Origin of the sequence: Roseibium litorale, assembly GCF_014842915.1 — a bacterium.
Lineage (GTDB): Bacteria > Pseudomonadota > Alphaproteobacteria > Rhizobiales > Stappiaceae > Roseibium > Roseibium litorale.
Genome location: NZ_JACYXI010000008.1, coordinates 46938 through 72722 on the forward strand (window position 1 = coordinate 46938; position 25785 = coordinate 72722).

26 protein-coding genes and 1 pseudogene are annotated in these 25785 nt (G+C 60.8%); 9 read left to right on the forward strand and 18 right to left on the reverse strand.

The annotated features are described in order from the left end of the window. Positions 1-10 precede the first annotated feature (10 nt). The 4 genes from IG616_RS13210 to IG616_RS13225 all read right to left on the reverse strand — a co-directional run bounded on the left by IG616_RS13210 (position 11) and on the right by IG616_RS13225 (position 4301). A complete protein-coding gene (locus IG616_RS13210; protein ID WP_192148641.1) occupies positions 11-1558 on the reverse strand; it encodes an ABC transporter substrate-binding protein in 1548 nt (515 codons plus the stop codon). Between the two features lie 68 nt (positions 1559-1626). Further along, the gene (locus IG616_RS13215) at positions 1627-2553 is read right to left on the reverse strand and encodes an ABC transporter permease (RefSeq protein ID WP_192148642.1); all 927 of its coding nucleotides are present in this window, start codon (positions 2551-2553) and stop codon (positions 1627-1629) included. 3 nt (positions 2554-2556) lie between these two features. Further along, the gene (locus IG616_RS13220) at positions 2557-3483 is read right to left on the reverse strand and encodes an ABC transporter permease (protein ID WP_192148643.1); all 927 of its coding nucleotides are present in this window, start codon (positions 3481-3483) and stop codon (positions 2557-2559) included. After that, the gene (locus IG616_RS13225; RefSeq protein ID WP_192148644.1) at positions 3477-4301 is read right to left on the reverse strand and encodes an HAD-IIA family hydrolase; all 825 of its coding nucleotides are present in this window, start codon (positions 4299-4301) and stop codon (positions 3477-3479) included. The genes IG616_RS13220 and IG616_RS13225 overlap by 7 nt, the downstream gene beginning before the upstream one ends. Positions 4302-4523: 222 nt before the next feature. Between IG616_RS13225 and IG616_RS13230 the strand changes: the two genes are divergently transcribed. After that, positions 4524-5417 (forward strand): LysR family transcriptional regulator, encoded by an 894-nt coding sequence (locus IG616_RS13230; protein WP_192148645.1) that lies wholly within the window; start codon positions 4524-4526, stop codon positions 5415-5417. A gap of 297 nt (positions 5418-5714) precedes the next feature. On the opposite strand, the gene IG616_RS13235 is transcribed toward IG616_RS13230, so the two are convergent. Next, positions 5715-6248, reverse strand: coding sequence for a phosphatase domain-containing putative toxin (locus IG616_RS13235; protein ID WP_192148646.1), 534 nt, complete (start codon positions 6246-6248; stop codon positions 5715-5717). 305 nt (positions 6249-6553) lie between these two features. Between IG616_RS13235 and IG616_RS13240 the strand changes: the two genes are divergently transcribed. Next, on the forward strand, positions 6554-7192 hold the full coding sequence (locus IG616_RS13240; RefSeq protein ID WP_192148647.1) for a GntR family transcriptional regulator: 639 nt from the start codon (positions 6554-6556) through the stop codon (positions 7190-7192). 167 nt (positions 7193-7359) lie between these two features. On the opposite strand, the gene IG616_RS13245 is transcribed toward IG616_RS13240, so the two are convergent. The 6 genes from IG616_RS13245 to IG616_RS13270 all read right to left on the reverse strand — a co-directional run bounded on the left by IG616_RS13245 (position 7360) and on the right by IG616_RS13270 (position 12977). Then, positions 7360-7917: a protein-tyrosine phosphatase family protein gene (locus IG616_RS13245; RefSeq protein ID WP_192148648.1), complete on the reverse strand. Its 558-nt coding sequence runs from the start codon at positions 7915-7917 to the stop codon at positions 7360-7362. 208 nt (positions 7918-8125) lie between these two features. Next, positions 8126-8869 (reverse strand): amino acid ABC transporter ATP-binding protein, encoded by a 744-nt coding sequence (locus tag IG616_RS13250; protein ID WP_192148649.1) that lies wholly within the window; start codon positions 8867-8869, stop codon positions 8126-8128. 198 nt (positions 8870-9067) lie between these two features. Beyond that, the gene (locus IG616_RS13255; protein ID WP_192148650.1) at positions 9068-10105 is read right to left on the reverse strand and encodes a type 2 periplasmic-binding domain-containing protein; all 1038 of its coding nucleotides are present in this window, start codon (positions 10103-10105) and stop codon (positions 9068-9070) included. 26 nt (positions 10106-10131) lie between these two features. After that, on the reverse strand, positions 10132-11196 hold the full coding sequence (locus IG616_RS13260; RefSeq protein WP_192148651.1) for an amino acid ABC transporter permease: 1065 nt from the start codon (positions 11194-11196) through the stop codon (positions 10132-10134). Positions 11197-11227: 31 nt separating this feature from the next. Then, positions 11228-12370, reverse strand: a complete 1143-nt coding sequence (locus tag IG616_RS13265) for an amino acid ABC transporter permease (RefSeq protein WP_192148652.1) — start codon at positions 12368-12370, stop codon at positions 11228-11230. Between the two features lie 304 nt (positions 12371-12674). Continuing rightward, positions 12675-12977: a hypothetical protein gene (locus tag IG616_RS13270; RefSeq protein ID WP_192148653.1), complete on the reverse strand. Its 303-nt coding sequence runs from the start codon at positions 12975-12977 to the stop codon at positions 12675-12677. Positions 12978-13349: 372 nt separating this feature from the next. On the opposite strand from IG616_RS13270, the pseudogene IG616_RS13275 reads away from it, so the two are divergent. Next, a pseudogene (locus tag IG616_RS13275) lies at positions 13350-13527 on the forward strand (IS3 family transposase); the annotation flags it as partial. 251 nt (positions 13528-13778) lie between these two features. Here IG616_RS13275 and IG616_RS13280 read toward each other — a convergent pair. Then, positions 13779-15695 (reverse strand): FAD-binding monooxygenase, encoded by a 1917-nt coding sequence (locus IG616_RS13280; protein ID WP_192148654.1) that lies wholly within the window; start codon positions 15693-15695, stop codon positions 13779-13781. A gap of 130 nt (positions 15696-15825) precedes the next feature. Here IG616_RS13280 and IG616_RS13285 point away from each other — a divergent pair, with 130 nt between their 5' ends. Beyond that, on the forward strand, positions 15826-16287 hold the full coding sequence (locus tag IG616_RS13285) for a MarR family winged helix-turn-helix transcriptional regulator (RefSeq protein WP_192148655.1): 462 nt from the start codon (positions 15826-15828) through the stop codon (positions 16285-16287). Positions 16288-16365: 78 nt separating this feature from the next. Here IG616_RS13285 and IG616_RS13290 read toward each other — a convergent pair whose 3' ends face one another. The 6 genes from IG616_RS13290 to IG616_RS13310 form a co-directional block, all read right to left on the reverse strand. After that, positions 16366-17355: a TRAP transporter substrate-binding protein gene (locus tag IG616_RS13290; RefSeq protein ID WP_192148656.1), complete on the reverse strand. Its 990-nt coding sequence runs from the start codon at positions 17353-17355 to the stop codon at positions 16366-16368. A 121-nt stretch (positions 17356-17476) separates the two neighbouring features. Continuing rightward, a complete protein-coding gene (locus tag IG616_RS13295) occupies positions 17477-18781 on the reverse strand; it encodes a TRAP transporter large permease (protein ID WP_192148657.1) in 1305 nt (434 codons plus the stop codon). Further along, positions 18781-19278, reverse strand: a complete 498-nt coding sequence (locus IG616_RS13300) for a TRAP transporter small permease (protein WP_192148658.1) — start codon at positions 19276-19278, stop codon at positions 18781-18783. The genes IG616_RS13295 and IG616_RS13300 overlap by 1 nt, the downstream gene beginning before the upstream one ends. Further along, positions 19271-19399, reverse strand: a complete 129-nt coding sequence (locus IG616_RS23275) for a hypothetical protein (protein ID WP_281393075.1) — start codon at positions 19397-19399, stop codon at positions 19271-19273. The genes IG616_RS13300 and IG616_RS23275 overlap by 8 nt, the downstream gene beginning before the upstream one ends. Before the next feature lie 112 nt (positions 19400-19511). Continuing rightward, positions 19512-20687: a LysR family transcriptional regulator gene (locus tag IG616_RS13305; protein ID WP_192148659.1), complete on the reverse strand. Its 1176-nt coding sequence runs from the start codon at positions 20685-20687 to the stop codon at positions 19512-19514. Beyond that, positions 20684-21556, reverse strand: coding sequence for an NAD(P)-dependent oxidoreductase (locus tag IG616_RS13310; RefSeq protein WP_192148660.1), 873 nt, complete (start codon positions 21554-21556; stop codon positions 20684-20686). The genes IG616_RS13305 and IG616_RS13310 overlap by 4 nt, the downstream gene beginning before the upstream one ends. A 152-nt stretch (positions 21557-21708) precedes the next feature. On the opposite strand from IG616_RS13310, the gene IG616_RS13315 reads away from it, so the two are divergent. Genes IG616_RS13315 through IG616_RS23110 form a run of 5 tightly spaced genes read left to right on the forward strand, consistent with a single transcriptional unit; the run spans position 21709 to position 25331 of the window. Then, positions 21709-22443, forward strand: a complete 735-nt coding sequence (locus tag IG616_RS13315; RefSeq protein ID WP_192148661.1) for a PIG-L deacetylase family protein — start codon at positions 21709-21711, stop codon at positions 22441-22443. Positions 22444-22464: 21 nt separating this feature from the next. Next, on the forward strand, positions 22465-23427 hold the full coding sequence (locus tag IG616_RS13320) for a VOC family protein (protein ID WP_192148662.1): 963 nt from the start codon (positions 22465-22467) through the stop codon (positions 23425-23427). 1 nt (position 23428) lies between these two features. Further along, positions 23429-24100 carry a 4-carboxy-4-hydroxy-2-oxoadipate aldolase/oxaloacetate decarboxylase gene (locus IG616_RS13325; RefSeq protein WP_192148663.1) on the forward strand — a complete coding sequence of 224 codons (672 nt, stop codon included), beginning with the start codon at positions 23429-23431 and terminating at the stop codon, positions 24098-24100. Continuing rightward, positions 24093-25145 (forward strand): 4-oxalomesaconate tautomerase, encoded by a 1053-nt coding sequence (locus IG616_RS13330; RefSeq protein WP_192148664.1) that lies wholly within the window; start codon positions 24093-24095, stop codon positions 25143-25145. The genes IG616_RS13325 and IG616_RS13330 overlap by 8 nt, the downstream gene beginning before the upstream one ends. Before the next feature lie 12 nt (positions 25146-25157). Next, positions 25158-25331, forward strand: a complete 174-nt coding sequence (locus IG616_RS23110; protein WP_246476225.1) for a hypothetical protein — start codon at positions 25158-25160, stop codon at positions 25329-25331. The last annotated feature ends 454 nt before the right edge of the window (positions 25332-25785 follow it).

Sequence of the window (25785 nt, forward strand, 5' to 3'; positions counted from 1 at the left end):
CAGCTTTTCCTCAGTTGAAGGAGATCGAACCGGCGCGGAAATCGAGCACATAGGGAATGTGGCCCGGCTTCGGCGCCCAGTTGACGCTGGTCTTCATCGCCCAGCTTTCATAAGGGCGGTAGAGCGGCAGAACCGGCGGGTCCTGCTTGATCCGCTCCATCAGCTCGGCATAAGCCGCGCGGCGCACTTCGACGTCGCCGGAATAGCGGAAGGTCTCCCAGCTCTTGGCGTAGTCTTCATCCGTGTTGAAACGGCCTTCGGACTCGGACGGGCCGTTCGGAGCCCACATGACACCGAAGCAGCCGAAGGGATCAGCGAAATACATCGGGTTCGACCAGTTGCGGGTCATCATCTCCGGAGAGTTGCCGCTCCACTTGTCCTGGACGTTGACCTTGCCCTTGATGCCGACCTGGGCCCACATTTCCATGATCGCCTGGGCCGCGAGAACACCATTGGTGTAGTAGCTCGGCGCGGTATCATAGGTGATTTCGAAGCCGTCGTAGCCTGCTTCCTTCAGAAGCTGCTTTGCCTTTTCCGGATTGTATTCGAAGGTGGTCAGCTCCGGCTGATACAGCTCGCCGAACTCCTTCAGCGTGTGGGTGGAAGGCACCACCGCCTTGCCGCCCCACAGGGCTTCGTTCAGCGTGTCGCGGTCGATCGCCAGCGAGAGGGCCTGGCGGATGCGGGCATCCTTCAGCTTCGGATGGTTCACGTTCATGATCATGACGTGGAACAGGGCCGTGGCGCTGCCCTCGGCCTTCATGTCCGGATCCTTCTCGATCAGGTCCAGCTGGTCCGGGGCTATGTTGGTGACGATGTCGGCTTCACCGGTCTTCAGCGCCGTGATGCGCGATGCGGTTTCCGGCATGTGCTTGACGGTCACCTTGTCCAGCGGCGCCTTTTCACCCCAGAAGTCGTCGAAACGCTCCCAGACGACCTTTTCGCCCGGAACGAACTCGGCCACCTTGTAGGGGCCTGTGCCGACCGGCTTCAGTGAGAAGGCTTCGTAGTCGTCATGCTCCAGCTTGTCCGGATCACCGGCCAGGCTCTTGGTGTAGTCTTCCGGAATGATCATGACCTGCTGCAGGTTCAAGAGCGTTTCCCACAGCGGCTCGGGGCGCTTGGCATAGATGCGGACGGTGTAGTCATCGACCTTTTCCGCCTTTTCGAAGTTCTCCAGCCGGTCGCGGGCGCGGATCTGGTAGGGCGGGAAATCGGCCTGATACATGCGGTTCAGGGAGAAGACGACATCATCAGCGGTCATGTCTTCGCCGTTGTGGAACTTTACGCCTTGACGCAGCTTCAGCTCCATGGTTGCCGGGTCGATCAGCTTCCATTCGGTCGCAAGACCCGGCTTCCACTCGGTATCAGTGGTGTCATGGTTCTTATCGATAAGGGTGTCGAAAGCGTTGTAGTAGAACTGCGAACCGACGTTGGAATGGTCACGGCCCGGATCCAGATAGCTGGACACATTGGCGGCGCCAACGGTGATTTCGGCAGCGAATGCGCTTGTTGCAAGCAGAGACGCAAGAGCTGTGGTTGCCAGTAGTTTGGTCATGTCGAGCCTCCAGGGCTGGTCGGTTGAAACGGTGGCCGTTCCGGCTTCTGTGATTTGATTGCGAGTGGTTACCGGGATCTGAGACGGACATCCGCCTTGTCGCGCAGCCAGTCGCCAAGGATCTGGACTGCGAAAGTGAGGAGCAGGATCACCGCCGCGGGCACCAGCACGATCCAGGGCGCGGTCGGCAGATAGTCGCGCCCGGTGCCGACCATGGACCCGAGCGTTGCCGTGGGCGGCTGAACGCCGAGACCGAGAAAGGACAGGGTCGATTCCAGGATCACGATATTCGAGAAGTTCAAGGTGAACTGCACGACGATGGGCGAGACCACATTGGGCAGGATGTGGCGGAGCGCGATCCGCATCGGCCCTGCCCCGGCCGCGCGGGCTGCCTCCACGAAGGGCATCTGCAGCAGCTTCTTCACCTCGGCGCGGACGATCCGGGCATATTGCTCCCAGCCATAGACCCCAAGCACCAGGATCATCACGTTCAAGGACGATCCCATGACCGCCAGAATGAGCAGGGCGATCAGGGTGAAGGGGATGGCGATCTGGGCATCCACCGCGCCCATGATGCCCTCTTCGAACACGCCGCCAATGATGCCTGCGGTCAGCCCCAGCGTTCCGCCGATCAGGAGCCCGATGACCGATCCGGCCAGCGCCAGGGCGAAGGTCAGCCGCAGACCATAGATGCAGCGGGAGAAGATATCCCGGCCCAGCTCATCCGTGCCGAAGAAGAAGCCGTCCTTGTAACGCTCAAAGCCAACCGGCGGGCGCAGGCGGGAAATCAGGCTCTGGGCATTCGGATCGAACGGCGCGATCCAGGGAGCGGCGAGCGCCATCAGGACGAGCAGCAGGCCAACGAGAAGCGCGATCCGGACGATCCAGCTGGCGTCGGACCAGACCGGAATTTGGAAGCTGCCAGTTTGGTTTCTGGCCCGGTTTCTGGCCAGTCTGCGGCGGATCGGCGGCAGGTTCTGGGTGACTTCGGTCATGGCTTATCCTTTCGCCAGGCGGATGCGCGGGTCGGCATAGGCGTAAGAGATGTCGATCACGGCATTGATCACGATGACCGCGACGGCGACCGACAGAACGCCGAACTGGAGAACCGGGTAGTCCCGGAGAATGGCCGAGCGGACGAGCAGGTCGCCGATGCCGGGCCAGGCGAAGATGGACTCCACGACAACGCTTCCCGCCGCTGCGAGCCCGGCGATCTGCAGGCCGATGACGGAGAGAAGCGTGATCGAGGCGTTGCGCAGGCCGTGTTTCAGGATGACCAGCCACTCCGGCAGGCCCTTGGCCCGGGCCGTGCGCATGTAATCCTGGCTGAGCACATCCAGCATCGCGTTGCGGGTGAAGCGGGTGATGGCTGCGACCAGCGTTCCGGAAATCGCCAGCGTCGGCATGATGAAATGCAGCGCGGAGCCATCGCCGACGACAGGCAGCCAGTTGAGCGTGTAGGCGAAGATCAGGACCAGCAGGATGCCAATAATGAAAGCCGGCACCGCGTAGCCGAGAAAGGCAATGACCATCACCACGCTGCCAATAACGCTGGTCCGGTAGATGGCAGCCAGAATGCCGAGCGGCACGGAAACAAGCAGCGTGAAGCTGACCGCGCTCAGGAGCAGCTTCAGCGACGGCCAGGCGCGTTCCATCACGATATCCGCGACCGGACGGCGCTCCAGGAACGACAGGCCGAACTCGCCCGAGAAGACCGAGACGAGGTAGCGCCAGTACTGGGTGCCGATGGAGGAATCCAGGCCGTAATAGGCGATCAGAAGCTGCCGGTCTTCCTGCGTAATGCCGTCGCCGAGAACGAAATCGACGGGATTGCCGGAGAGCCGTGTGGCGAAGAACACCAGTGTGACGATGACGAAAAGCGTGATCGCCATCCGCAAGAGCGTTCGAAGCACATAGGTCAGCATGGGGTCACCTCCAGGGAGGCCGGGCGGGCGCCATTGGCATGGGAATGACCGGCAGGCTGGCTGGACGCCCCCGCAGCCAGTGGCTGCCCCGCCGGGGCGAGATGAAGAAAATCGAGACCGGCAAGCGCCGCAGCGGCACCGTCGGTCGCCGGGTTGTCACCGACAAAGACCGCATGGGCTGCTGAAACGCCGGAGGCGCTCAGCGCTTCACTGATCAGGAACGGCTCAGGCTTGCCGAAGACGCGCGGAGCAAGGTCCGGGCAGCAGGCTCGGAAAGCCGCCAAAAGGGCACCTGTTTCCGGCACCGGACGGCCCTCCGCATTGGGGTGGAACAGATCCGGATTGGTGACGACGAGGTCCGCCCCCTGCTCGATCAGCCGCAACGCCCGCTCCAGGGTGGCAAGGGTGAACTGGGTGTCACGGGCAAGCAGAACCACATCCGCCCGGTCCTCCGGCTGTTCCAGGCCCAGGCCGCTCGCCAACTGGCGCAGTGGCGGCTCCGCGAACACCGCAACCCTTGCGCCTGGGCGTTCCGCCGCAATCGTGCGCACCGCCAGCTCACCGGCCAGAAAGATCCGCTCCGGCGGAACAGGCAGGCCGATGGACCTGAGGTGCCGGGACAGGGTCACGCCGGTGTCCGCCGAGTTGTTCGACACGATCGACAGGGTGCTCGCACAGGCGTGGACAAAGTCCTCCGCTCCCGGCAACGGCAGACCGCCAGCCACCAGACAGCCGTCCAGATCGCACAGGACCGCTGCATAATCCGCAACATGGGCGGCATCGAGCGCATGAATTGTTGTTGTTTTGCGTGCCCGCATTGCGAAGTCCACACCTGTCCGTTTGCCGGCCAGCGCTGCTGAGCGGCAGTGAAGTTGCGCCGGGTTGTCAACCGGCGGTCTGTTCAGGAAGGCCGTGCCCCCAAGGCCGGCCTGCTGCGTTCGCAATCAAACTGTCTTCAGTCTGTGACGCTGCCGTAACAGACTGAACCTAAGGTTTGGTCCGGCGAACCTTTTGGTTTGGTTTTCGGGAAGAATGTCGGCATGTCCCTAACACTCTCGCGGATCCGCGCCGTCAATGCGGTTGCATCCGGCGGCTCCTACGCCTCTGCCGCGCGGACTTTGGCTATTTCCCAGCAGGCAGTTGCCCGCCACGTGAAGGAGCTGGAAGCGGAATACGGCGTGCGCCTGTTCGACCGGAAGAACGGCGTGCTGTCACCAACACCCCTGTGCAGCGACCTGTGCGATGTGGCCGAACGCATGGCCGAGGCCGAGCGCACGGCCACCCGGCTGCTGACCCGCCACAACACGCTGCTAAACGGACGGCTGAAGATCGGCTTGGGGAACTCCATGCCCGGCATGGCGCTGATTGCGCGGTTTCTGAAACAGCATCCAAGCATCGAGGTGGCGGTGGAGACCGGCTCCCATGAGCGCATCACCCGGGCGGTGCTCACCCGGGAGGTGGACATCGGCGTCCTGCCGGATGTGCCGGAGGACGGCCGGTTCCGGCGGGCACTGCTTGCCCGGCAGAATGTCGTCGCCATCGTCCACCCGGACAGTCCGCTGTCGCGCGAGACGTCGGTGACCTGCGAAAGACTGACAAGCGAGCCGCTGATCTTCCGCACCAAGGGCTCCTCGACCCAGCGCGTGGTCGACAGGGCCTTCCGCTTGGCCGGGTTCGAACCCGCGCCGCTCCTGACCCTCGACACGCGCGATGCGGTCTATGAAGCGGTGGTCAACGGCCTTGGTGTCGGCTTCATGTGGCGGTTCGGCACCGCGCGCACGGATATCGTCCACCGGATCACCGTGTCAGACATGCAAAGACAATATGAGGAAGTGGTCTTTGCGCAGGCCGATGAGCGCAGCCTGCTGCTGGATGCCTTCTTCGCGACCGTGGAGGACTTCAAGGCCGGAGCAGGTGTCCTGCTGGAGCCATAGAACCAGCATTTCCTACCCTATCCCCTCCCCGGCCAAACGCAGGAGGCGCCCAAATGTGATCAGCTTGCAGGGCTCGAGCGGCAAATGTGCGATTGCATCGATCATCTTGCCCGGCACCTTTCTCGTTTTCTTGTCGCCGTTCTTCAGCCGCTGTTGGACGTGGAGATGATAGGAGCCGCATTTTCAGGCATTCAAAGGCCAGAAAACAACAAATCCTGAGTGACGTCTTTATCGAACTTAGCGCGGGTTACCCGGTTCACGATCAGTGCTCAGAGCCGGCGAGGAAGCCCGCCGGTTTCAGTGCGAGCGGAGATACGCGAGTTGTGCGCTTGTTTCCACGGCGCCGGGCAGTGCCCGGCGGATCGCGTCGAGTGCTTCATCCGCCGTCATGCCGAGATGAATGAGCAGGCTTGCTGCCATCATGCTGCTGCGGCCGATGCCGGCAAGGCAATGAAATGCGACGCTGTGACCACGGCTGAAAACCTGCTGCGCCTCGTTCCGGATTGCCTGCCAATGTTGCTCCTGACCGGACGCCGGAGCTTGAAAATCCGCGATAGGAAGACGGATGGAGCTGATGCCGGACAAATTCGCGGCATCGGCGATATCCTCGTAGGCAACGGGGTGGATCTCCGCGTCCTCGACCAGGGCGACAAGTAGCTTGACGCCGTGCGATGCCAAGCGCGACATCTCGGCCTCCAGCACGTCTTCGTTCAGGCTTAGGACGCCATCCTCCTCAATAACCACACCAGGCGCACCGCTCAGGATTATCCTCACGGTTTCGCTGATTGGAGTTCTTAACAGGGTGATGGGTTGCAGCGATTTTCTATGCATTTTCCGACTTCAAAGCGTTAAAGTAGGCGCAAAATGAATCGCTGTGCCTGCAGGCTGTCCCGACCGGATTTGGGGAGGCAGACCGATGATCAGGGACGGCCCAGGAGGGCTCCTTAAGAAGCTTCTTTTTCAACCGTCTTGCAAAGGGCATTCTGCATAATTCCATCTTGCTGCAGGCTGCAGGCTGCACGCGGCCGCGTTCGCACCATTTACCGATGCGTACACGGCTACTGATGCATATGCGGTGCCAAGCCATCCTGATCGTGGCCCATACAAACGAACATAATGTGATCGAAAGAGCCTATATGCGTGAAAAGACTCGCGTCGATACAATCTACCAGACGCTTCGTGACAGGATTTGCCTCGGCCAGTACAAGCCCGGGGACGTTTTTCATGAAAACGAGCTCGGCCAAGAGTTTCAGGTCAGCCGGACCCCGATACGTCAGGTTTTGCAGCGCCTAGCTTTCGAGAAGCTGGCAGTCGTTCGCACCGGCGTGGGAACGATCGTTGAAGACTATGCCGATGCTGATGTGAGAAACTATCTGGAGATTCACGCCCGCATCCTGGAAACAGTCGCCGAGCTGAAGCTCTTCCGCCCAACAACCAGCAATCAGGAAGCTCTTGCAAACGTACAGGTCCGCGTCTCGATGTTGTCGAGTGCCCCGGATATCGAACGGATCTGGTCTTTTCTGAAAACCATCCAGGAATTGACTGATCAGCTTCTTGCTGACGATACGTTGCGGCACATGAACGAGATGTTGTTCTACCAGGTTGTGCGTGGGTTGATCGCAGGCGGCCGCCATTCCCCGGAATTGGCGGCAAACATCATTCAGGACAATATCGTGAAGCTGACCGGTCCGCTGGAGCGGTCCGACTATGAAACCTTCTTCATGGCGCTGAGTGATCTGGTCCGCGCTTATAAGGCGCTTGCGGTCAAGAGCTGAGTTCTTGGCTGCAAGAGGCGATGGACCATCGGCCGGAAACGGCCGTTTCGCCTTTCGCCGGGCCTTGCGGAAAGAGTTGCGCGATCAATGCTCAATCCCGCATTCCTGAACATAAAGCTATCCAGGCAAACGCTTGGTCCATCTGGAACGGAACTAGGGTCCACGCCCTAAGGCAAAATATGATGGGATGCCGTTTGCTGTTTCAGCAAATAGGCTTTCTGTTCTGGGGTTTCGATCGCTTCGCGATCATGGGTGGCGCGAATGAAGGCAATTGCCTCTTCGGCGCTCAGGCCATAGGTCATCGCAAGACCAGCGGCAACCGTGCCGGTCCGGCCCAGCCCCGCCATGCAATGAATTGCAACCGGATAGCCCGACGCCAACACAGCGCGGGCGGAAGCGAAAGCACTGTCCAGCTTGTCCGCATGTTCCCAGGAGGGCGGCGACATATCGGGGATGGAGATCAATTGCCACTCAATGCCCAATGCGGCTAGCGTGCGGGCGTATTGATTTACGCCGAGAACAAGCTCTTCCGCCGTCAGACAGGAGAGCAGCAACCTGACATTGCTGTCCTTCAGGCGCTGAAGATCTTCCTGAAGGAACGCAACCGTCGCAATCTTCGCGTCAGATGTGAAACGCACCCCGGGACAGGACTGAAGACACATATGGAGATCCGTGTTCTTCAGCCGCACTTCGCTAAATCGCTTGGAAGAAAAGTCGCTGGTCATCTATCGCATTCCGTTCAATGGAATGCATGTATACAGGTACATCACATGGCGAGCAAGCCAAAATGACAGTTTTATGACAAGCTGGCGTCAGGAAAATCCAAAGGCCCGGTCCCATCCGCAATCCGAATTCTTGACCGGACAACCGGCACTGGAAGGGGACGCACGAACATAGTCTGCCCCTGCAACATATGCCCCGGAGGCATGAGCCTCAGTGGGCGTTGACCTGACCAAGAAACCGCCTCGTGCGCTCCGACCGGGGCCGCTCAAAGAAAGCAGCCGGTTCGTTTTCCTCGACGATCTCGCCGCGGTCCATGAAGATCACCCGATCCGCCACGCGCCGGGCGAACCCCATCTCGTGGGTCACGCAAACCATGGTGATGTCGTCATTGGCCAGTTCGACCATCACGTCCAGGACTTCCTTGATCATCTCGGGATCAAGAGCCGACGTCGGCTCGTCGAACAGGATGACCTTGGGGGTCATGCAAAGCGTACGGGCAATAGCGACCCGTTGCTGCTGACCGCCCGACAACTGATGCGGATACTTGTTGGCCTGATCCGCGATCCTGACCCGTTCCAGATAATGTCCGGCGGCACGTTCCGCGTCGCGCCGGGAGGTCTTCCGGACCCAGATGGGAGCGAGGGTACAGTTCTCCAGCACAGTCAGATGAGGGTAGAGGTTGAACTGCTGGAACACCATTCCCGTCTCCTGGCGTACACGGGACAGTGCCTTGGGTTCGTCGGAAAGCTCAATGCCAGAGACCTCAATCGTGCCGCTTTCGTGCCGCTCCAGTCGGTTCATGCAGCGCAGCAGCGTGGACTTGCCGGATCCTGAGGGACCACAGATCACCACACGCTCGCCGATGCGTATGTTCAGCGAAACGTTCCTCAAGGCATGAAAGGCTCCATACCACTTGTCTAGATCCCTAATCCGGATCACCGGCTGCTCCGACATTGCTCTGCTTTCCTGCTTGAAGCCAAGGCTGCACGCGCGCGGATCAGGACCATACCGTTTGTGAGCCGTGATCATTGCGGTCATGGAAGGACGGGGCCGGGCTTTCCGGCCCCCGTTCCCCCCTGGGGTCGTGCGCTGCCGCCAGAGATTGCTCTGGAGCAGAAGGCGGGGTGGGACCACCTTCTGCTCCCCGGTGCGTCAACGGATGGGTTGCGGATACATCAGCCCGCCTTGAGAGAAGAGAGCGTTGGCGGTACCCGCGCGCTCCAGCCCATAGTCCTCGGTACCGAGGCTCCGGTCGTACACCTCACCGTAGTTGCCGACCTGCTTGATGATATTGTAGCTCCACTCCGCCGGCAGACCGATCTGGGAGGCCATTTCCCCAGCCGCTGAATCTTGCCCGAAGAGACGCTGCACAGACTTCGGCTGATTGGCCAGGTCCGCAACGACCTTGTCGACGTTGCCGGAGGAGACCTTCAACGCCTCCGCGTTGAGCATCACCTGGAAGCTCCAATAAAGTGCCTTTTCCAGTTCCGCATCAGGCTGTGACAACAATGTCAGCGGCTCATTGGAGATAACTTCCGGAAGAATAACGTAGGCCTCCGGATCATCGGCCAGCAGACGGTCGGAGTTGAGCGCCGTCCGGTCACTGGCCAGGACATCACACTTGCCACTGAAGAAGGCCTGAAGACGAGCGGTCTTGTCGGCGATGTTCTCGACCCGGTACTTGATGCCGCGGTCAGAGAACCAGTCGGCAATGTTCAGCAGCGTTGTCGACCCCTCCTCCGCACACACAGTGGCACCGTTCAGCTCCTTCGCGCTCGTCACGCCAAGGTTGCGGGGAACCATGAAGCCCTGACCATCAAAGAAGGTCGTCACCACGAACCGCATGCCAGGATTTGCATCGCGCGTCCCCGTGCGGGTAATGCTCCGGGATGCCATGTGAGCGCCCTTCGCAACGATCGTCTTCATGCTGTCGGAAAAGCCGATGCCGCGAATATCGGCCTTGCTCGCATCGCCCAGGATAGCGGCGGCTGCCATGCGGCAGAAGTCGGTATTGAAGCCCCGATAGACACCTTCGCTGTCCGGCACAGAGAAGGCTGGCGAATTGGTGTTGACCAGGCAAACCAATCGATCGTCTTTGCGGATTTCGTCCATCACGGGACCACCAATGGCGGAACCCGCCGTGGCCATCATAAAGCAGCTTGCAACAAGAAAATTACGAAGAGGGGACATCTTTGCGCTCCAAATGGAAATGAGACTTAGGACGTTCTTGCTTCCAACCATCTGCTGTAGGACGACAGGCACCAACATGTGGCGAGATACCAGATCCCGACGAGCAAATATGCTTCAAGGCCGTAGTGCTGCCAGCTGGGGTCACTGAAGGCCATTTTGGCCGTGGCCATGATGTCGTGAATGCCGATGATGACGACGAGCGACGTGTCCTTGTAGGCACCAAGGACCGTGTTCATGATCGCCGGCATAGACCTCTGCAGCGCCTGTGGCAGGATGATCAGGCGGGTTTTCTGGACATAGCCAAGCCCCTGACTATCGGCCGCCTCGTGCTGCCCGCGCGGCACCGACTGGAGACCACCTCTCACGGATTCGGCGAAATAGGCCGAATGAAAGAAGACCAGTGCAACCATGGTGGTGAGCAGCGGCGAAAGGGTAATCCCTTCCGGCATCATCAAAGGCAGGACAAACAGGCCCAGGAACAGGACCATGATCATCGGCACACCGCGGACAAGCTCAATATAGAGAACCGCGAAGGCGCGGATGGCGGGCAACTGGCTTTGATACCGCGCAAGAGCGAGCAGAACGCCGACCGGGAACGCGAAGACGAGCCCGAATATCGCGAGCATGAGCAGGACCGGCAGGCCGTTCCAGCGCTCAGGTTGAACATAGTCCAGACCGAAGTACCCGCCGCGCATCAACACGTAGAAGCCGATACCAACGGCGCCCCAAAGCCAGGCAAGCCGGCCGTTGTGAAAGGACGGCAGCATGCTGACCGCAACTGCTGCGATAAGCAGCACGCTTGCCAGGAACGAGCGCCACTGCTCGTCATATGGGTAGGTGCCGAAAAGGATAAGACGGTATTTCTCGACGACAAACGGCCAGCAGGCGCCTGCAACCGCAGCGCAGCTCTCTGCGGGAGCCCATGGCGCTGCAGCGCTGACAAACAGCCAGTCCACCGCGAAGTAAACCGCCGCGGCGATAACCACCCCGAGAACAACCGTCAGCAAGGTATCGCGCTTGCTGCCGAAAAGGTTGCTCCTGATCTGCTTAACCAAGCCAATGCGCGGAGCCCGGAGGGAACCCTCCTTCATGATTGGCACGTCTCTGCTGATAGCACTCACCTCAGCCCCCTCTTGATGAAACGCGGGCGTTGTAGGCATTCACCGCAAAGGACACCGCAAGACAGATGACCAGATAGACGCCCATCGACAACGTCATCAATTCGATCGGACGGAACGTCTGATTGATGGACGTGGTCATCACCGAAACCAGATCCGAATAGCCCACAGCGAGCGCGATCGAGGTGTTCTTCGTGATGTTCAGATACTGATTGCCCATCGGCGGCACGACAATGCGCACTGCTTGCGGCAGAACCACGAGGCGCATCATCTGCAGGAAGCTAAGGCCCGTCGCCCGGGATGCCTCGAACTGTCCGTTAGGTACGGCCTCGATCGCCCCCCTGACGAGCTCAGCCACCTGGCCGCCGTGATAGATCGAGAGCGCCGCAGCAAGCACGAGAAACTGGATCGATATCCGGTGCCCGCCCTGGAAATCAAAGCCTTGGAGCATGGGATAGGAGACCGGGTAATCCGCCCAGCCGAACAGGACAGAGGCAGCAACCACAGCCACGAGAACCCCGGTCACTGGCCAGAAGACCGGATAGACGGTACCGGACGCATCCTGGATACGCCTCGCCACTTTGCCCAGAACAAATATGCTGACAGGCCAGAGACAAGCGAGCACAATCAGCAGGCGCATACCCGATCCAGCTTCCAGTGCAGGGAAATAGAGCGCCCTGTTCGAAAGAAAGATCATATCGTGGAGCGCCCAGCTCTGACGCACCGGCGGCAGGGCGTTGATCACGGCCAGAAACAGCGCAAGGAGAATGAGCAGCTTCGGCAGATTTCTCATGACTTCAATGTAGACAAGCGCAAGGCGGACACCGAGATAGTGGTTGCTGGCGCGCAGCACTCCCATGACGACGCCGATGAATGTCGCCCCCAAAATACAGATCAGCGACAGCACAACCGTATTGATCGCGCCAGCGAGCAGCACTTCGCCATAGCTGCTTTCGGATGAAACCGGGATCAGGCTTTCATTGATGTCGAAACCGGCGTGGCTGCTCAGAAAATCGAAGGAAACGGAAATGCCGGCCCGCGCCAGATTGGCGTCGATGTTCCGGACTGCGAGCACAAGAGCAAAAACGAGCAGCAGGATAAAACCGCCCTGCCAAACGACCGCAGACTTTGGAAATCTCCTTGGCATGACACCCACCACCCCGTCTCTCAACTCATTGTGAATGATATACCTGTATACAGGTTTATAGCAAGCGCTTTTAATAGGAATTCGTAGGTAGAGGACGAGAGGCAGCTATGGCGCCGAGCTTTCCCCTCATGAACACACGCCGAAACGCGCGAGCACGCTGACTCCGCGATTTTTACCTAGGGTGTGGACCCATGCCTTCCTCTCGCAGGCATCGCACGTTTACGCAAATCGAGCTTTCGCCTCAGCCTTCAACCGAAAGCATGCGTTGAACAATGCATGAGGCCAACTCCAGACAACCGCAGGATCAGCGCTCCCGGATGGCCTCATCCCGGTACCGCATGAGTGGGGACAGCAGCAGGCCGAGTTCGGTGTATTTCTTGATGATCTTCTGCATTTTCGGGTCGTCCATCAGACCCTTGATGATCGTGAAGACGTAAAGGAACCCGGGAAGCGGCATCAGGACCTGCTGCTTCAACCGCGCTTCCATTTCCTCAGGCTTGGCGCCTTTGGTCATCAGATCAGAAGGATCCTGGTCGGCGAGAAGCATGCGAACGATGCCGTTATTGAAGTTTATCGCCGCGGCCGTTCCTACATAGACATCTTGCATAACCGATCTCCAACAGATCAAAAATTACTTGTATACAAGTGTGCGATCGGAGATTGATCCACGCAAGACCAAAAATTAGTCGGCTCGCCAGAATATTAAGCGTGCCGGCCGCTACGCATTGCATCCGGCGAGCACCGAGACCCGGACAAGCTAGGTCGGACTCAAGTAACTGTTATAGTTGGATAATTTTTATATGCGGCATTCCGTCTGGTCACGCCGTGGTTTCCCGTCATCGACGGCACCATTCTCTGGCATCTCATCTGCCTGATGCGGCACCGCTTATACGACAGGATTTTTCGCGGGCAGATGACAGAGGTGCCCGGAAATCAATCTAGCCAGGTTAAGTGGAGTTTCTCCCCGTCTTTGGCTGAGATGCCGGAAGCAGGTGAGACCATGGCAAGACGCCCCGCCAGAACCAGGGCCCGGCTTTCATGGCAAAAGTGGCGCTTGCCGCGATCAAAGGTGAGCAGACGCTGGTGGAACTGCCCAGCAGTTCAACGTGCACGCCAATCAGATCAAGCACTGGAAAGACCAGCTCCTTGAGGGAGCGACAGTGGCCAGATAGGTGCGCTCATGCGCGGCAATCACGTCCTGCACCCTGAGACAGGCAGCGTTCGTTCATCAGCCGCTGGGTGCGCCGATCGAACCACAAACAGCAATCATCGTGTAGTCGCAGCGGCCGACGACGCCCCAAGCCTCCTGACCTTTGGACATCTTTACGGCCCAGTGGTGCAGATCGGCCGTCAGGTCCGGCCGATCCCGTTCGAATGCGACGGACAGCAATGCCGCCGAAATGCACCTTTACTTCGAAATTGGCAGGAGAAAGCCGTCGAAGAACCGCGCAAGCGCGTCATGCGCGTCAAACGGCAGGACGTGCGCGACATGCTGATCGGGACGGACAAGCACGAGGCATCCCTGTTCGCGATCGATGGACCGCAGACCGAAGATGTCCCGCCCTTCTCCTGGGCAGGCGCAGAAGATCTTCTCATAGTCGGCCAGCCCGAGCCTGCCCTTCCGCGGCAGGAGGAAAGACGGCAGCCGTTCTAGCGCCAGCTCGCGGCTATGCTGCTGGAAGACCATACGCAGATCGATGACCGCATCACTATCGGCGCCGGGCCGTGTGTATTTGCGGATCGGTGAATGGGCGGATCTATCGAGGAAGCCGCAAAGCTGGCGAACGGATGAACCTTCCGCAGCAGGGTCGTCAGATGGGCTGAAGGCAAACAGCCGCCAGCGCGCGTCCGCCTTGACCACATGGCCGAGCTCGATCTGTTTGGCATCGGCAAGCCGGACGACTGGCGCGGAATGGAAGCGGGCGCCAACCTCGAAGCCGCGTGCAAGCGACTGCCAGGTCTTGTCACCGGTCAGGACCGACGGCGTGTAGACGACCGACATGCCCGCCGTATAGCGCCCATGCTGAATGAAGTAGCGCTGGAACTTTGGTGCGTCGCCGCCCTCACCAGATTCAGGCCGTTCGCTCATGATATGGGACCACTCGCGGTCGAATTCGATAACATCCCTGGCGACCGCCTGGCGTTCGGCGGAGTAGCTGTGCAGGATTTCGGGCGGGCAGCGGCCCTCAAGGACGGAAACAAGTTTCCAGCCGAGATTGAAAGCGTCGCCCATGGAGACATTCATCCCCTGCCCCGCCTTTGGGCTGTGGGTATGGCAGGCGTCGCCGCAGATGAAAACATGCGGCAGACGCGTTGCCGCAGCCTCTTCCGGGACATCGTCGAACTTGTCGGTGAGCCGCTGGCCGATCTCGTAGACGGACCACCAGACGACGTCTTTGACCTCGAAGGAGAACGGCTTGAAAATGCGCTGCGCCGCGGCGATCAGGTGATCGATCGTGATGTTGCGGTTGGCCACCCGCTCGCCCGCATTGAGCTTGTCGAGCTCAATGTAGAGCCGCACGAGATAGCCGCCCTCGCGCGGGATGATGATGATATTGCCCTCTTTCGCTGACTGGATCAGCGTCTTGCAGCGGATATCGGGGAAGTCGGTCACCGCCAGGACATCCATCACGCCCCAGGCCTGGTTGGCGGAATCCCCCTTGAGTTCGCGCCCGATCGCCCGCCGCACCGCACTTCTTGCCCCGTCGCAGCCCACCACGTAGCGCGCCCTGACCGTGCGGCGCTGCCCTTCGTCGTCACCCTCCGCCCGCTCGAGCGACACGGTGACGGGATAATCGGCTGCCTCGGGATCGACCGTCAGATCGGCGAGCTGCCAGCCATAGTCCGGTTCGAGCCGGGACGGCGACTTGCGCATGACCTCGAGATACATGTCATGCACGCGCGCCTGATTGAGGATCATGTGCGGCATCTCGGAGAGACCGTCCTCGACGTCTTGAATGCGCCCGTTGCGGGTGATGTGCTCCGGATTGGCTGCGTCCGGCTTCCAGAAGGTGGTCTCGTTCACCCAATAGCCCTGCTTGAGGATCTTCTCCGCAAAGCCGAAGGCGTTGAACATTTCCATGGACCGGCAGGAAATGCCATCGGCCTGCCCCTTTTCCATTGGACCGGCCCGGCGTTCGACAATGCGGGTGGAAATGCCGGGGAAGGCGGATAGCTGGGCGGCGAGCGTCAATCCGGCGGGGCCTGTGCCAGCGATGAGTACATCGACCGTCTCTGGCAGGCCGCCTTGCTGAACATCCCGGCCGTCCGCAGCTTCGCTGATTTCCGGATCTCCGGGACGGAATCCATTGAGGTGATACTGCATCCATAGTCCTCCCTATGACGTCATTTAGTAAGTTGACTTATCATTTAGCGGAGCTTTCGACAGGTCAATTAAAAAAGTATGTCGTCTTATTATTTTTTGCTATGAAGACGGAAACCGATGAGGAACGGTCATGATCGAAGAAAGCGACGGCGCCGTCAGCGCCACGATGCCGGGGCATCTGATCCGGCGCCTGCACCAGATATCGACCCAGGTGTTCGCCCGGCGGATCCGCGAGGCGGGATCGGACCTAACGCCCGTCCAGTTCGCCGCTCTTGACGCCATTCATCAAAAGCCGGGCGTCGACCAGGCGAGCCTTGCCCATTCCATCGCCAAGGACCGGGCGACCGTGGGCGCCGTCGTTGATCGCATGGAGCAGAAGGGCCTCCTGATCCGCGTCGTCAGCGGCCAGGATAAGCGCGCCCGCGAACTGACGCTGACCGACGAGGGCCGCAGGGCGCTCAAAGCGCTCATGCCGGTGGTCACCGGCCTTCAAAAGGAAATTCTCAAAGGGCTTAGCGAGGACGAGTACCACCAGTTCATCGCGCTGGCGGCGAAGGCCGCGCGGTCAGGCGAACCCGCCAACGAGGACTGACATTTGGCCGGAACGGCAATGGCCCGTCCGGAGAACCGGACGGGCCACTTGGTACCTTGCAAACTGTCAAAGCGTCGATCAGTTCCCCTTGAGGGCCTTGGCGAAGGCGCTGGCTTCAAGCCCCTGGGCGTCGGCATCGGCGATAATCTTCTCGACAGCTGCACTGCTTGCGGCGTTGAACTTGGCAGCTTCCTCCGGCGCCAGCGTGATCACTTCCTTGCCATCGGTGCCTGCGAAGTCCGCCAGCGCCTTGTCGGCAACCGCCAGCCATGCCTTGTTGCCGTTGACGGCAGCCGTGCGGCCGGCATCCAGCACGATCTTCTGCTGGTCTTCGGTCAGATCGCTGAAGCTGTCGCGGTTCATGATCAGGAAGAAGTCGGACATCGTGGTGTCCATGCCCTGGGTGATGTACTTCGTGACTTCGGCAAGCTTGAACGCCTTGAGAGTCGTCGCATCGATCATCGCGCCGTCGATGACACCGGTCTGCATCGCGTTGTAAATTTCCGGCGCTGGCATGGAGACAGGCGTCGCCCCCCAGGCCTCGACGACGAGACCGGCATTGCGGGACGGCACGCGGATCTTCAAACCCTTCAGGTCCTCCAGGCTGCGGATCGGCTTCTGGCCCGTGAACAGCAGGTTCGGCGCGTTGTTCCAAAGGCCCAGCAAGACCACGCGCTTGTACTCGTCCGACAGCTTGTCGAGATTGGCGAGCATGCGCTCCGTGCCGGTTTCGGCGGTGATCACACCCGGCAGTTCGGCCAGGAGTGTTTTCGGGAAATTGGCGGCGGTGTAGCCCGGCAGGCCGAAGGCTATGTCGGTGACACCTTCCAGCGCCCGGTTATACTGCTCGGCCGGTCCCGGACCGATTTCCCCGCCCATGTAGAGCGTAACCGTGATCGCGCCGCCAGTCTTGTCGGCGATGGTGGCGGCAAAGGGCTTGTAGGTGGACTCGACCACGAAATGGGTCGGCGGCTGGAAGTCGGCCAGCTTGAGGTCTTCTGCGGATGCAACGGATGCTGCCAGCGTGAACGTCGCTGCCAGGGCAGCCGTGAGTGTCTTCAGTTTCATCCTTTTCCTCCACTCTTGGATGTTTGAACAAAGCCGGACCGGCGCCGCCGGTTCTGGCCGTTGGTCTAGGTCTCCGCCCGGACGGCATGCGGAATGAAGGGCGAACCGTCTGGCATGCCGCTCACCCGAACATCGTGTTGGGCAGGAACAGGGCGATCTCCGGCACCGCGATGATCAGCAGCAGGCCGATGATCATGGCCAGCAGGAACGGCGCGACACCCCGGAAGATGGTGGTCAGCGGTACGTCGCCGGCCACCGCGCGGACAACGAAGACATTCAGCCCGACGGGCGGCGTGATCATGCCCATTTCGATGACGATCACCGCGACGACGCCGAACCAGACCGGATCGAAACCGAGCGCCGTGATCACCGGAAAAACGATCGGAATCGTGATGACCAGCATGGACAACCCGTCCATGAACATGCCGAGCACGATATAGGCGAGAATAATGACGAAGAGCGTGCCATAGGCCCCAAGACCCATGGCGCCGAGACCCTCGCCAAGCGTGGCAGGAATGCGGGTGACCGCAAAGAACGGGTTGAGAACGTTGGCGCCGATCACGATCGCATAGAGCATGGCCGAGGTGCTGAGCGTGCTCATCACTGCGTCGCGGAAATTCTTGAAGGACAAGCGCCGCTTGATGACGGCAAGCAGGATCACCAGCGCCGCGCCGACGCCGGAGGCTTCGACGGGAGTGAAGACGCCGACATAGATGCCGCCGATGGACAGGACGATGACGAGAAGAAGCGGCGCGGCCTGCCACAGGATCCGGAAGCGGTCAGCCAGCGCGACGGATTCGCCGCGCGGGCCTGCCTTGGGATCGAAGTAAGAGACCAGCCAGACCACCGCCATGAACAGCCCCGTCAGCAGCAGTCCGGGCACCACGCCCGCCATGAACAGGCGGCCGATCGATTCCTCGGTCAGGATCGCGTACAACACGAATCCGGTCGAAGGCGGTATAAGAAAGCCGAGCGTACCGCCCGCGGCGATCGCACCCGTGGACAGGCCCGGAGCGTAGCCAAGCCTCCGCATTTCCGGCAGCGCCACCTTTCCCAGCGTGACCGCGGTGGCGACCGAGGAGCCCGAAACGGCTGCGAAGACGGCGCAACCGAGCACCGATGCGGAGGCGAGCCCGCCACGGAACCGGCCAACCCAGGCGAAGGCGGCATCATACAGCCCGCGGCTAAAGCCCGCCGCCGACGAGACGTTGCCCAGCAGCACGAACATCGGCACGACGATGAGATTGTAGTTGGAAATGGCCGAGTAGCTCTCCGTCAGAAGAACGCCTCCGGCGCTGCGCGGCCCTTCCAGCACCCAATAGCCGCCGAAGCCGACGATCAGCATGGAGAAGGCGACAGGGACACGAATGATCAGGAGAGCAAACAGGCAGGCGATGCCCACGAATCCGGCGGTGAAAGGCGTCATCACTTTGCCCCCCTCAAGAGGACCACGACAAGCTGCACGGCAAAGGTCAGGACGCAAAGACCCGCTCCCGCCGCCAGGATGGCGTAGAAAGGCCAGATCGGCATGCGCAGCATGTTGGTTGCGTCACCCCATTGCCAGGCGTCGAGCGCCTTCAGGACGGCGCGTTGCGCCAGGATGCCCATCACAAGCCCGGACAGGCAATAGGCGGCGATGTCGCCGATGAACCGGCCCCAGCGGCCAAGCAGCCGCTCGAAGACATCGACGGCGACATGCTCGCGCCTTGCGGTGCAGTATGGCAAGGATGCCATGATCAGGGCGACCGCGGTCAATTGTACGAATTCGTTGACGCCGAGGATCGGAATGCCCAGGAGATAGCGCATGACGACGCCCAACGTGACGATGGCGACGATGGCCAGCAGGCAGACGGCGCCGATGATGGCGAGGTAGAAGGTCGTCCGCTCGAACCGCGACGACCAGATTTCGAGGGTCTCACGCATGGCCCGGCAATGCTCCTGCGCAGCCATTGGCTCCGCCACGGCGCTTGAACCGGCTGGCCGGGCTGCGCACGATGCGGGGGCCTGGCGCCATCCTCGACGGGGTCATACGTATCGGCACCATGCGTCCTCCCATTCAAATTGCGCACGAAGCTCTTTCGGCTTTGTGGCTTGAGACTAGGGGAAACATTATCCGGTTAGCCAATTCAAAGGCGGCATTCTTGGATTAGTTCAAGCTATAGCGTCGCACCTTCCACGCTCTCTCGCAGCAGTGTGAGAAGCAGTTCCTGGGCCTTGGTCGGCGCCCAACTGGCGCGATAGGTCAGGCCGATCTGACGCGCCTGCCAGCCGGCGGTGGCCTTGATTTCCGTGACCAGACCCTTGGATATTTCCGCCCGCGCCTGCGCACTGGAGATACAGCCGAGATGGTCGCTGTTGTCGAGGATCTCCCGCATGAACAGGATAGAGCCTGCCTCGATGATGCTTTCCGGCTGGCCGACCCCGGCGAAAAAGGCATCGAACTGATCGCGGGCCGGCGTTCCCTGACGGGGAACCACCCAGGCGCATTCCCTGAGGTCCTCCAGGCTGACATTGTCCCGGCCTGCCAGAGGGTGGTGGTTGCCGGAAAGGATAGTGAGCTTGTCCGTGAACAGCGGCTCCTGAACGATGTCTCCGATCGGCGCCGGAACCCTGAGCGCCCCGACGATCATATCGATCTCGCCCCGCCTCAGTCCTCCCAGAAGCTCGTCATAAAGGCCGTCCATGATCAGCACCGGGTGACGGGGACGCTCCTGGCGGAAGCGTACGAGCGCCCTTGGCAACAGCACCGACCGGGAGAGCGGCAGCGCCCCGATCACGATCCGCCCGGCTTCACCGCCGTCGAGTTCGGCCAGATCCGCTTCCAGCTGATCCAGCTCACGGAAGGCGAGCATGACCGCCTGCACCAGCGCGCGCGTGGCCCGCCCGGCGATCATGCCGAACGAGGTGCGCTCGAAAAGGTTGCGGCCAGCTTCCTGTTCAAGTTGCGAGATCGCCCGGTGCACGGTGGGCTGGGCGAGGCCCAGACGCCGGGCGGCGAGCGTGAAGTTCTCGGTCTCATGCACCGCGACCAGCGCCTGCAATTGCGCGGTGGTGGCAGTTAATCGCAGCCGCGGCGAGACATCGGACAGCGCCGGATCCAGCAGGGCGAAGGCGCGCTGGACCCGGCTGGCGAGAACCTCCCCGCGAGGGGTGGCAAAGAACCCCTGACGTGTCCGGTCAAAGAGCGGGCCTCCGGCCTCCTTCTCCAGTTTGCCGATTGCCTGCGTCACCGCGGGCTGCGACACGTGGCAAGCCTCGGCCGACTGGGTCAGGGAACCGGTTTTGGCGACCCAGAGATAGAGACGAAGATGGCGGAGGTTGCGTGAAATCACATACGGTCCAAAACTGTCTGAAGGCGGGTGGTGAGGTTTGCGGGTCCTGGATCTGCGCGCAGGCCGCCGATTTCTTCCTGCCACTCTGCGCTTGCCGCACTCATCGCACCGGAAAAGCCGAGTTCGCGGATGGTCAGTGCCACCTCCCGCATTTCCGCCGCCCGGCGCCTGCCGTGAACCATCATGCGCTCCAGATTATAGGCGCCGCGCCGGCGCCATTCGAGCGCTGGATCGGATGCCTCAAGCGAGGCGATAACGCTCTCCTCGACACCTGCCCTTTGCGCCGCGAGAAAACACTCGGCGGTCAGGGCCTCGATGCCCTTGACCATGACCGAGCGGATCATCTTGACCGAAGACGCCTGCCCGACCTCGCTTCCAGCAATCTCCGGGCGCATGTCGAGGGATTGCAGCGCGGCAAAGGCCTCCTGTACATGCGGACCGGACACCAGCACCGGCACGTGATGGCGCTTGGGGTGGACCGGCGCCATGACCGCCACGTCGACGTAACGTCCGCCGGCTCTTTCGATAACCTCAGCGGCCCGGCGCTTCGTGCCCGGCGCGCAGGAATTACAGTCGAACCAGAATGCTCCGGGCGCAATGCCATCCGCAGCAGCGCTTGCGGCTATCAGCGCCTGGTCCGCAGTCACCACGCTGAAAACCGCCACGGCCCCGGCGAGCGCCTGCTGCGGCGTCTGACAACCGGCAACGTCATGCGCGGCATAGCGTGCCGTCATCGCAGTCCCGGCATCGATATCAAAGGCGGTGATCCGGAGGGGACGCCGCGCGCCCCAGCCGCTTGTGAATGCCGCCGCAGCCTCGCCGAAGCCAATGAAGGCAACCTGTTCAATCTTGCCGGAATTGCTGTGCATGTCGATCTCCAACCATGTCGTGAGACTGGCAAATGGCAATCGGCTCCGCCAGCGATCATAGCATGAACTTATACCGAGGGACAGGTTTTCGAATTGTCGGCGGGCGGTGCGGCATGGAATGTCTCTGGCAAGAAAAACCAAGGAGAGACCACATGCCGGCCAAGAAAACCGCCCTCGTCATATCTGCACATGCCGCGGATTTCGTCTGGCGCTGCGGCGGCGCCATCGCACTTCACGCATCCATGGGTTATGAAGTGACGGTTGCCTGCCTGTCTTTCGGCGAGCGCGGTGAATCCGCCAAGCTCTGGAAGCAGCCGGGCATGACACTGGATGCCGTCAAGAAAGCACGGCGCGCAGAAGCGGAGAAGGCCGCGGAAGCGCTCGGCGTTCATGATCTTGTCTGCCTCGATCTCGGCGACTATCCGCTGGAGCTGTCCCGCGAGGACAAGAACCGGCTGGTCGATGTGATCCGCAAGGTTCAGCCAGCCTTCATGCTGTCCCACTCCAAATATGACCCCTACAACACCGATCACATGTATGCCACGCAGGTGGCGCTGGAATGCCGGATGATCGCGCAGGCCTGGGGCCACAATCCGGGTGAGAAGGTTCTTGGCGCGCCGCAGCTCTATCTTTTCGAGCCGCATCAGACCGAGCAGATGGGCTGGAAGCCCGATACCTTCCTCGACATCACCCCGGTCTGGGAGAAGAAGCGGGCTGCGATCGAGTGTATGGAGGGACAGGAACACCTTTGGGAATATTACACCCGCGTTGCCATCAACCGTGCCAACCATTTCAAGCGCAATTCCGGCGGGCAGTCGGGGGGGCGGGACTGCAAATACGCGGAGGGCTTCCAGTCCATCTTCCCGCGCACGGTCGACGAACTCTAACCGGGACTTCGGGAGGAAACCATGACGGAACCCTGCTTTGACCTTGCCCATCTGGCACATGTCGAAATGTACACCGACCGCTTTGAGGAAAGTCTCGATTTCTTCACCCGGGTTTACGGTCTGAAACTGTCCGGGATGGACGAGACCTCCGCCTATCTGCGCGCCTGGGACGATTATGAATTCCACTCGCTGAAGCTCACGCGCCATCACACCACCGGCGTTGGCCATATCGCCTATCGCGCCTCCTCCGAGGCTGCTCTCATGCGCCGCGCCAAAGCGATCGAGGAGAGCAAGTATAAGGTGATCGGCTGGGTCGACGGTGACAGTGGCCACGGCAGGGCCTTCCGTTTCGAGGACCCGTTCGGCCATGTTTTCGAGATCTACTGGGACACTGTCTGGTACGAGGCACAGGAGGAGGCTGAGAAAGCCGCGCTGAAGAACACCGCTTCCGCGTTTACGGGTGCGGCGCCGCGCAGGCTCGATCATCTCAATCTCTTGAGCGAGGACGTAAGCGAATTCCGCGCCTTCATGGAGACTTGCCTGGGCAGCCGGGTGACGGAGATGATCCAGCTCGACAATGGCCGGATTGGCGGCTGCTGGTTCACGATCAACAACAAGACCTATGATCTTGCCTGCACCGAGGAGCATGGCGGCGGCCAGGGGCGGCTGCACCATGTCACCTATGCAACCGACCAGCGCGAGGACATCCTGCGCGCCGCCGATATCTTCCTGCAGAACGGCGTCCACATCGAAACGGGACCGCACAAGCACGCTGTCCAGGGCACCTTCTTCCTCTATGTCTGGGAGCCGGCTGGAAACCGTGTTGAGCTCGCCAATGCCGGCGCACGCCTCATTCTTGCGCCGGACTGGAAGCCGGTCATCTGGACGGAAAAGGACCGCAAGAAGGGCCAGGCCTGGGGCTTGAAAACCATCGAGACATTCCATACCCACGGCACCCCGCCGGTTGAACCGAAGGGACACTGACATGTCTGTCGTCGTTCAGAATATTCCCCGCGCGGATCCGGCAATCATTGATGCCTTGGCACAAGCAGGTGTTGCCACCGTCCATGAGGCACAGGGCCGCAAGGGCATGCTGGCAAGCTACATGCGGCCAATCTACTCCGGTGTTCAGATCGCCGGTTCGGCGGTCACAATTTCCGCTCCGCCTGGCGATAACTGGATGCTGCATGTGGCGATCGAACAGCTGAGGCCCGGTGATATCCTCGTGCTGGCACCGACCTCCCCTTGTGACAACGGCTATTTCGGCGATTTGCTCGCCACTTCAGCCATGGCGCGCGGCTGCCGCGGCCTCGTCATCGATGCCGGTGTACGCGACATCCGCGACCTGACGGCGATGGGTTTCCCTGTCTGGTCGAAGGCGGTGTCGGCTCAGGGCACCGTCAAGGAAACGCTCGGTTCGGTCAATGTGCCCGTCGTCTGTGCCGGTGCCCAGATAGAGGCAGGGGACATCATCGTCGCTGATGACGATGGCGTCTGCGTCGTCAAGTGCGATGAAGCCGCTGCCGTGCTCGCCGCCGCTGAAAAGCGGCTGGCTGCAGAAGAGGCCAAGCGCAAGCGGCTGGCCGCCGGTGAGCTTGGGCTCGACATCTACGACATGCGCCCCCGGCTCGCTGAAAAGGGCCTGAGATATGTATGAGGACGGCATTGCCTGCCTGTGGATGCGGGGCGGCACCTCCAAGGGGGCCTATTTCCTGGCCCAGGACCTGCCGTCCGATCCACAGGCCAGGAACGACCTTCTTCTGAAAATTATGGGATCGCCCGACCCACGGCAGATCGACGGCATTGGTGGTGCAGATCCGCTCACCTCCAAGGTTGCCGTCCTCTCACCGTCAAGCCGCACGGATGCGGATGTCGATTATCTGTTTCTGCAGGTCTTCGTGGACCAGCCACTCGTCAGTGATGCCCAGGGCTGCGGCAATATCCTGGCCGGTGTCGGCCCGGCGGCAATCGAACGCGGGCTTGTCGCTGTGACTGGTGGTGAAACGCAGGTGCGCATCCATATGGTCAACAGCGGCGAAATCGCCCTTGCCCGCATCCAGACGCCCGGTGGCCGGGTCAGCTACACTGGCACCACCGAGATCGCCGGGGTGCCGGGCACCCATGCCGCCGTTCCTCTGACCTTTCTCAATATCGCAGGTTCCATGTGCGGCTCGCTGCTGCCGACCGGCAATGCGGTTGACGTGATTGACAGCGTCGAGTGCACGCTGATCGACAACGGCATGCCCTGCGTGATCATGCGTGCCGCCGATTTCGGCCTGTCCGGCAAGGAAAGCCGCGAAGAGCTTGACGCCATGACCGAGGTAAAGGCGCGCATCGAGGCCATTCGTCTGAAGGCCGGACCGATGATGAACCTCGGCGATGTCGAAAAGGCATCGGTGCCAAAGATGACGCTGGTGTCCGCGCCGGACCAGGGCGGGGCGATTGCCACCCGCAGCCTGATCCCACATCGCGTCCACGCCTCGGTTGGGGTCTTTGCCGCCATCACCGTGGCGACGGCAACGCGGCTCGAAGGCAGCCCGGCAGCCGGGCTTTGCGATCAGCCCGCCGATGGCCGCTACCGCATCGAACATCCGACCGGCAACATGGAGATATTCCTCGATGTTGCCGAAGACGGCACAGTTCGCGGCGCGGGCAACGTCCGCACAGCCCGTAAGCTCTTCGACGGCAAGGTGTTTGTCTAACGAGATCTGGCTTTGATTGATCACCCTACAGTGCCGGATAACGATACCAAAAGCTTCCCGGGCGATGCCGCATGTCAGGTATCGCTCACAGTTCCCTTCTGCGGCTTCAACCGGGATGGCGCCGACACCAATGATCGCCTGCGGGAAAACTTCCGTCGTATCGGCCTGCAAGGCGAGGGCCGCTGATGGGTTGTCAATCTCGATATAGTCGTAGATGCTTTCGCGGTCTTGTATCGCTTCCCGCATCCAGAACAGTTTCATCACTCGGCGGTATCAAGCCGGCGGCGGGCGGCAGCGCGACGCGCAGCAAATTTGGCTTCAACTTCTATGTCAGGCACCAATATGTCAGGCACCAAATTGCCAGAATTGGCTGAAGCCAGACCTGTTTCGATTTGACGGCGAAACCAGGCGTCATGTTCGGCTTCATCTTGCTGCTATTGGACAAATCCGCGCATAAAATCCCGAAGCAGTTGCACCCCGCTCAGGTCACGAACTTGAGCAGCTCGGGTAAACTGATTTCTCAAATCGTCATCGATCCGAAATGTAGAGGTAGCGTTGCTCATGGATACAATCTGAACGTGTTACGTAGTAGATGCATTGGGGTACATAATCCTTCACATCTCCAGCGGATGCTTTGGCC

Excerpts from the sequence above, each read along its gene's own strand:
- IG616_RS13210 (WP_192148641.1), bottom strand. The coding sequence starts at position 1,558 with ATGACCAAACTACTGGCAACCACAGCTCTTGCGTCTCTGCTTGCAACA.
- IG616_RS13215 (WP_192148642.1), bottom strand. The coding sequence starts at position 2,553 with ATGACCGAAGTCACCCAGAACCTGCCGCCGATCCGCCGCAGACTGGCC.
- IG616_RS13220 (WP_192148643.1), bottom strand. The coding sequence starts at position 3,483 with ATGCTGACCTATGTGCTTCGAACGCTCTTGCGGATGGCGATCACGCTT.
- IG616_RS13225 (WP_192148644.1), bottom strand. The coding sequence starts at position 4,301 with ATGCGGGCACGCAAAACAACAACAATTCATGCGCTCGATGCCGCCCAT.
- IG616_RS13230 (WP_192148645.1), top strand. The coding sequence starts at position 4,524 with ATGTCCCTAACACTCTCGCGGATCCGCGCCGTCAATGCGGTTGCATCC.
- IG616_RS13235 (WP_192148646.1), bottom strand. The coding sequence starts at position 6,248 with ATGCATAGAAAATCGCTGCAACCCATCACCCTGTTAAGAACTCCAATC.
- IG616_RS13240 (WP_192148647.1), top strand. The coding sequence starts at position 6,554 with ATGCGTGAAAAGACTCGCGTCGATACAATCTACCAGACGCTTCGTGAC.
- IG616_RS13245 (WP_192148648.1), bottom strand. The coding sequence starts at position 7,917 with ATGACCAGCGACTTTTCTTCCAAGCGATTTAGCGAAGTGCGGCTGAAG.
- IG616_RS13250 (WP_192148649.1), bottom strand. The coding sequence starts at position 8,869 with ATGTCGGAGCAGCCGGTGATCCGGATTAGGGATCTAGACAAGTGGTAT.
- IG616_RS13255 (WP_192148650.1), bottom strand. The coding sequence starts at position 10,105 with ATGTCCCCTCTTCGTAATTTTCTTGTTGCAAGCTGCTTTATGATGGCC.
- IG616_RS13260 (WP_192148651.1), bottom strand. The coding sequence starts at position 11,196 with ATGAAGGAGGGTTCCCTCCGGGCTCCGCGCATTGGCTTGGTTAAGCAG.
- IG616_RS13265 (WP_192148652.1), bottom strand. The coding sequence starts at position 12,370 with ATGCCAAGGAGATTTCCAAAGTCTGCGGTCGTTTGGCAGGGCGGTTTT.
- IG616_RS13270 (WP_192148653.1), bottom strand. The coding sequence starts at position 12,977 with ATGCAAGATGTCTATGTAGGAACGGCCGCGGCGATAAACTTCAATAAC.
- IG616_RS13280 (WP_192148654.1), bottom strand. The coding sequence starts at position 15,695 with ATGCAGTATCACCTCAATGGATTCCGTCCCGGAGATCCGGAAATCAGC.
- IG616_RS13285 (WP_192148655.1), top strand. The coding sequence starts at position 15,826 with ATGATCGAAGAAAGCGACGGCGCCGTCAGCGCCACGATGCCGGGGCAT.
- IG616_RS13290 (WP_192148656.1), bottom strand. The coding sequence starts at position 17,355 with ATGAAACTGAAGACACTCACGGCTGCCCTGGCAGCGACGTTCACGCTG.
- IG616_RS13295 (WP_192148657.1), bottom strand. The coding sequence starts at position 18,781 with ATGACGCCTTTCACCGCCGGATTCGTGGGCATCGCCTGCCTGTTTGCT.
- IG616_RS13300 (WP_192148658.1), bottom strand. The coding sequence starts at position 19,278 with ATGCGTGAGACCCTCGAAATCTGGTCGTCGCGGTTCGAGCGGACGACC.
- IG616_RS23275 (WP_281393075.1), bottom strand. The coding sequence starts at position 19,399 with ATGGTGCCGATACGTATGACCCCGTCGAGGATGGCGCCAGGCCCCCGC.
- IG616_RS13310 (WP_192148660.1), bottom strand. The coding sequence starts at position 21,556 with ATGCACAGCAATTCCGGCAAGATTGAACAGGTTGCCTTCATTGGCTTC.
- IG616_RS13315 (WP_192148661.1), top strand. The coding sequence starts at position 21,709 with ATGCCGGCCAAGAAAACCGCCCTCGTCATATCTGCACATGCCGCGGAT.
- IG616_RS13320 (WP_192148662.1), top strand. The coding sequence starts at position 22,465 with ATGACGGAACCCTGCTTTGACCTTGCCCATCTGGCACATGTCGAAATG.
- IG616_RS13325 (WP_192148663.1), top strand. The coding sequence starts at position 23,429 with ATGTCTGTCGTCGTTCAGAATATTCCCCGCGCGGATCCGGCAATCATT.
- IG616_RS13330 (WP_192148664.1), top strand. The coding sequence starts at position 24,093 with ATGTATGAGGACGGCATTGCCTGCCTGTGGATGCGGGGCGGCACCTCC.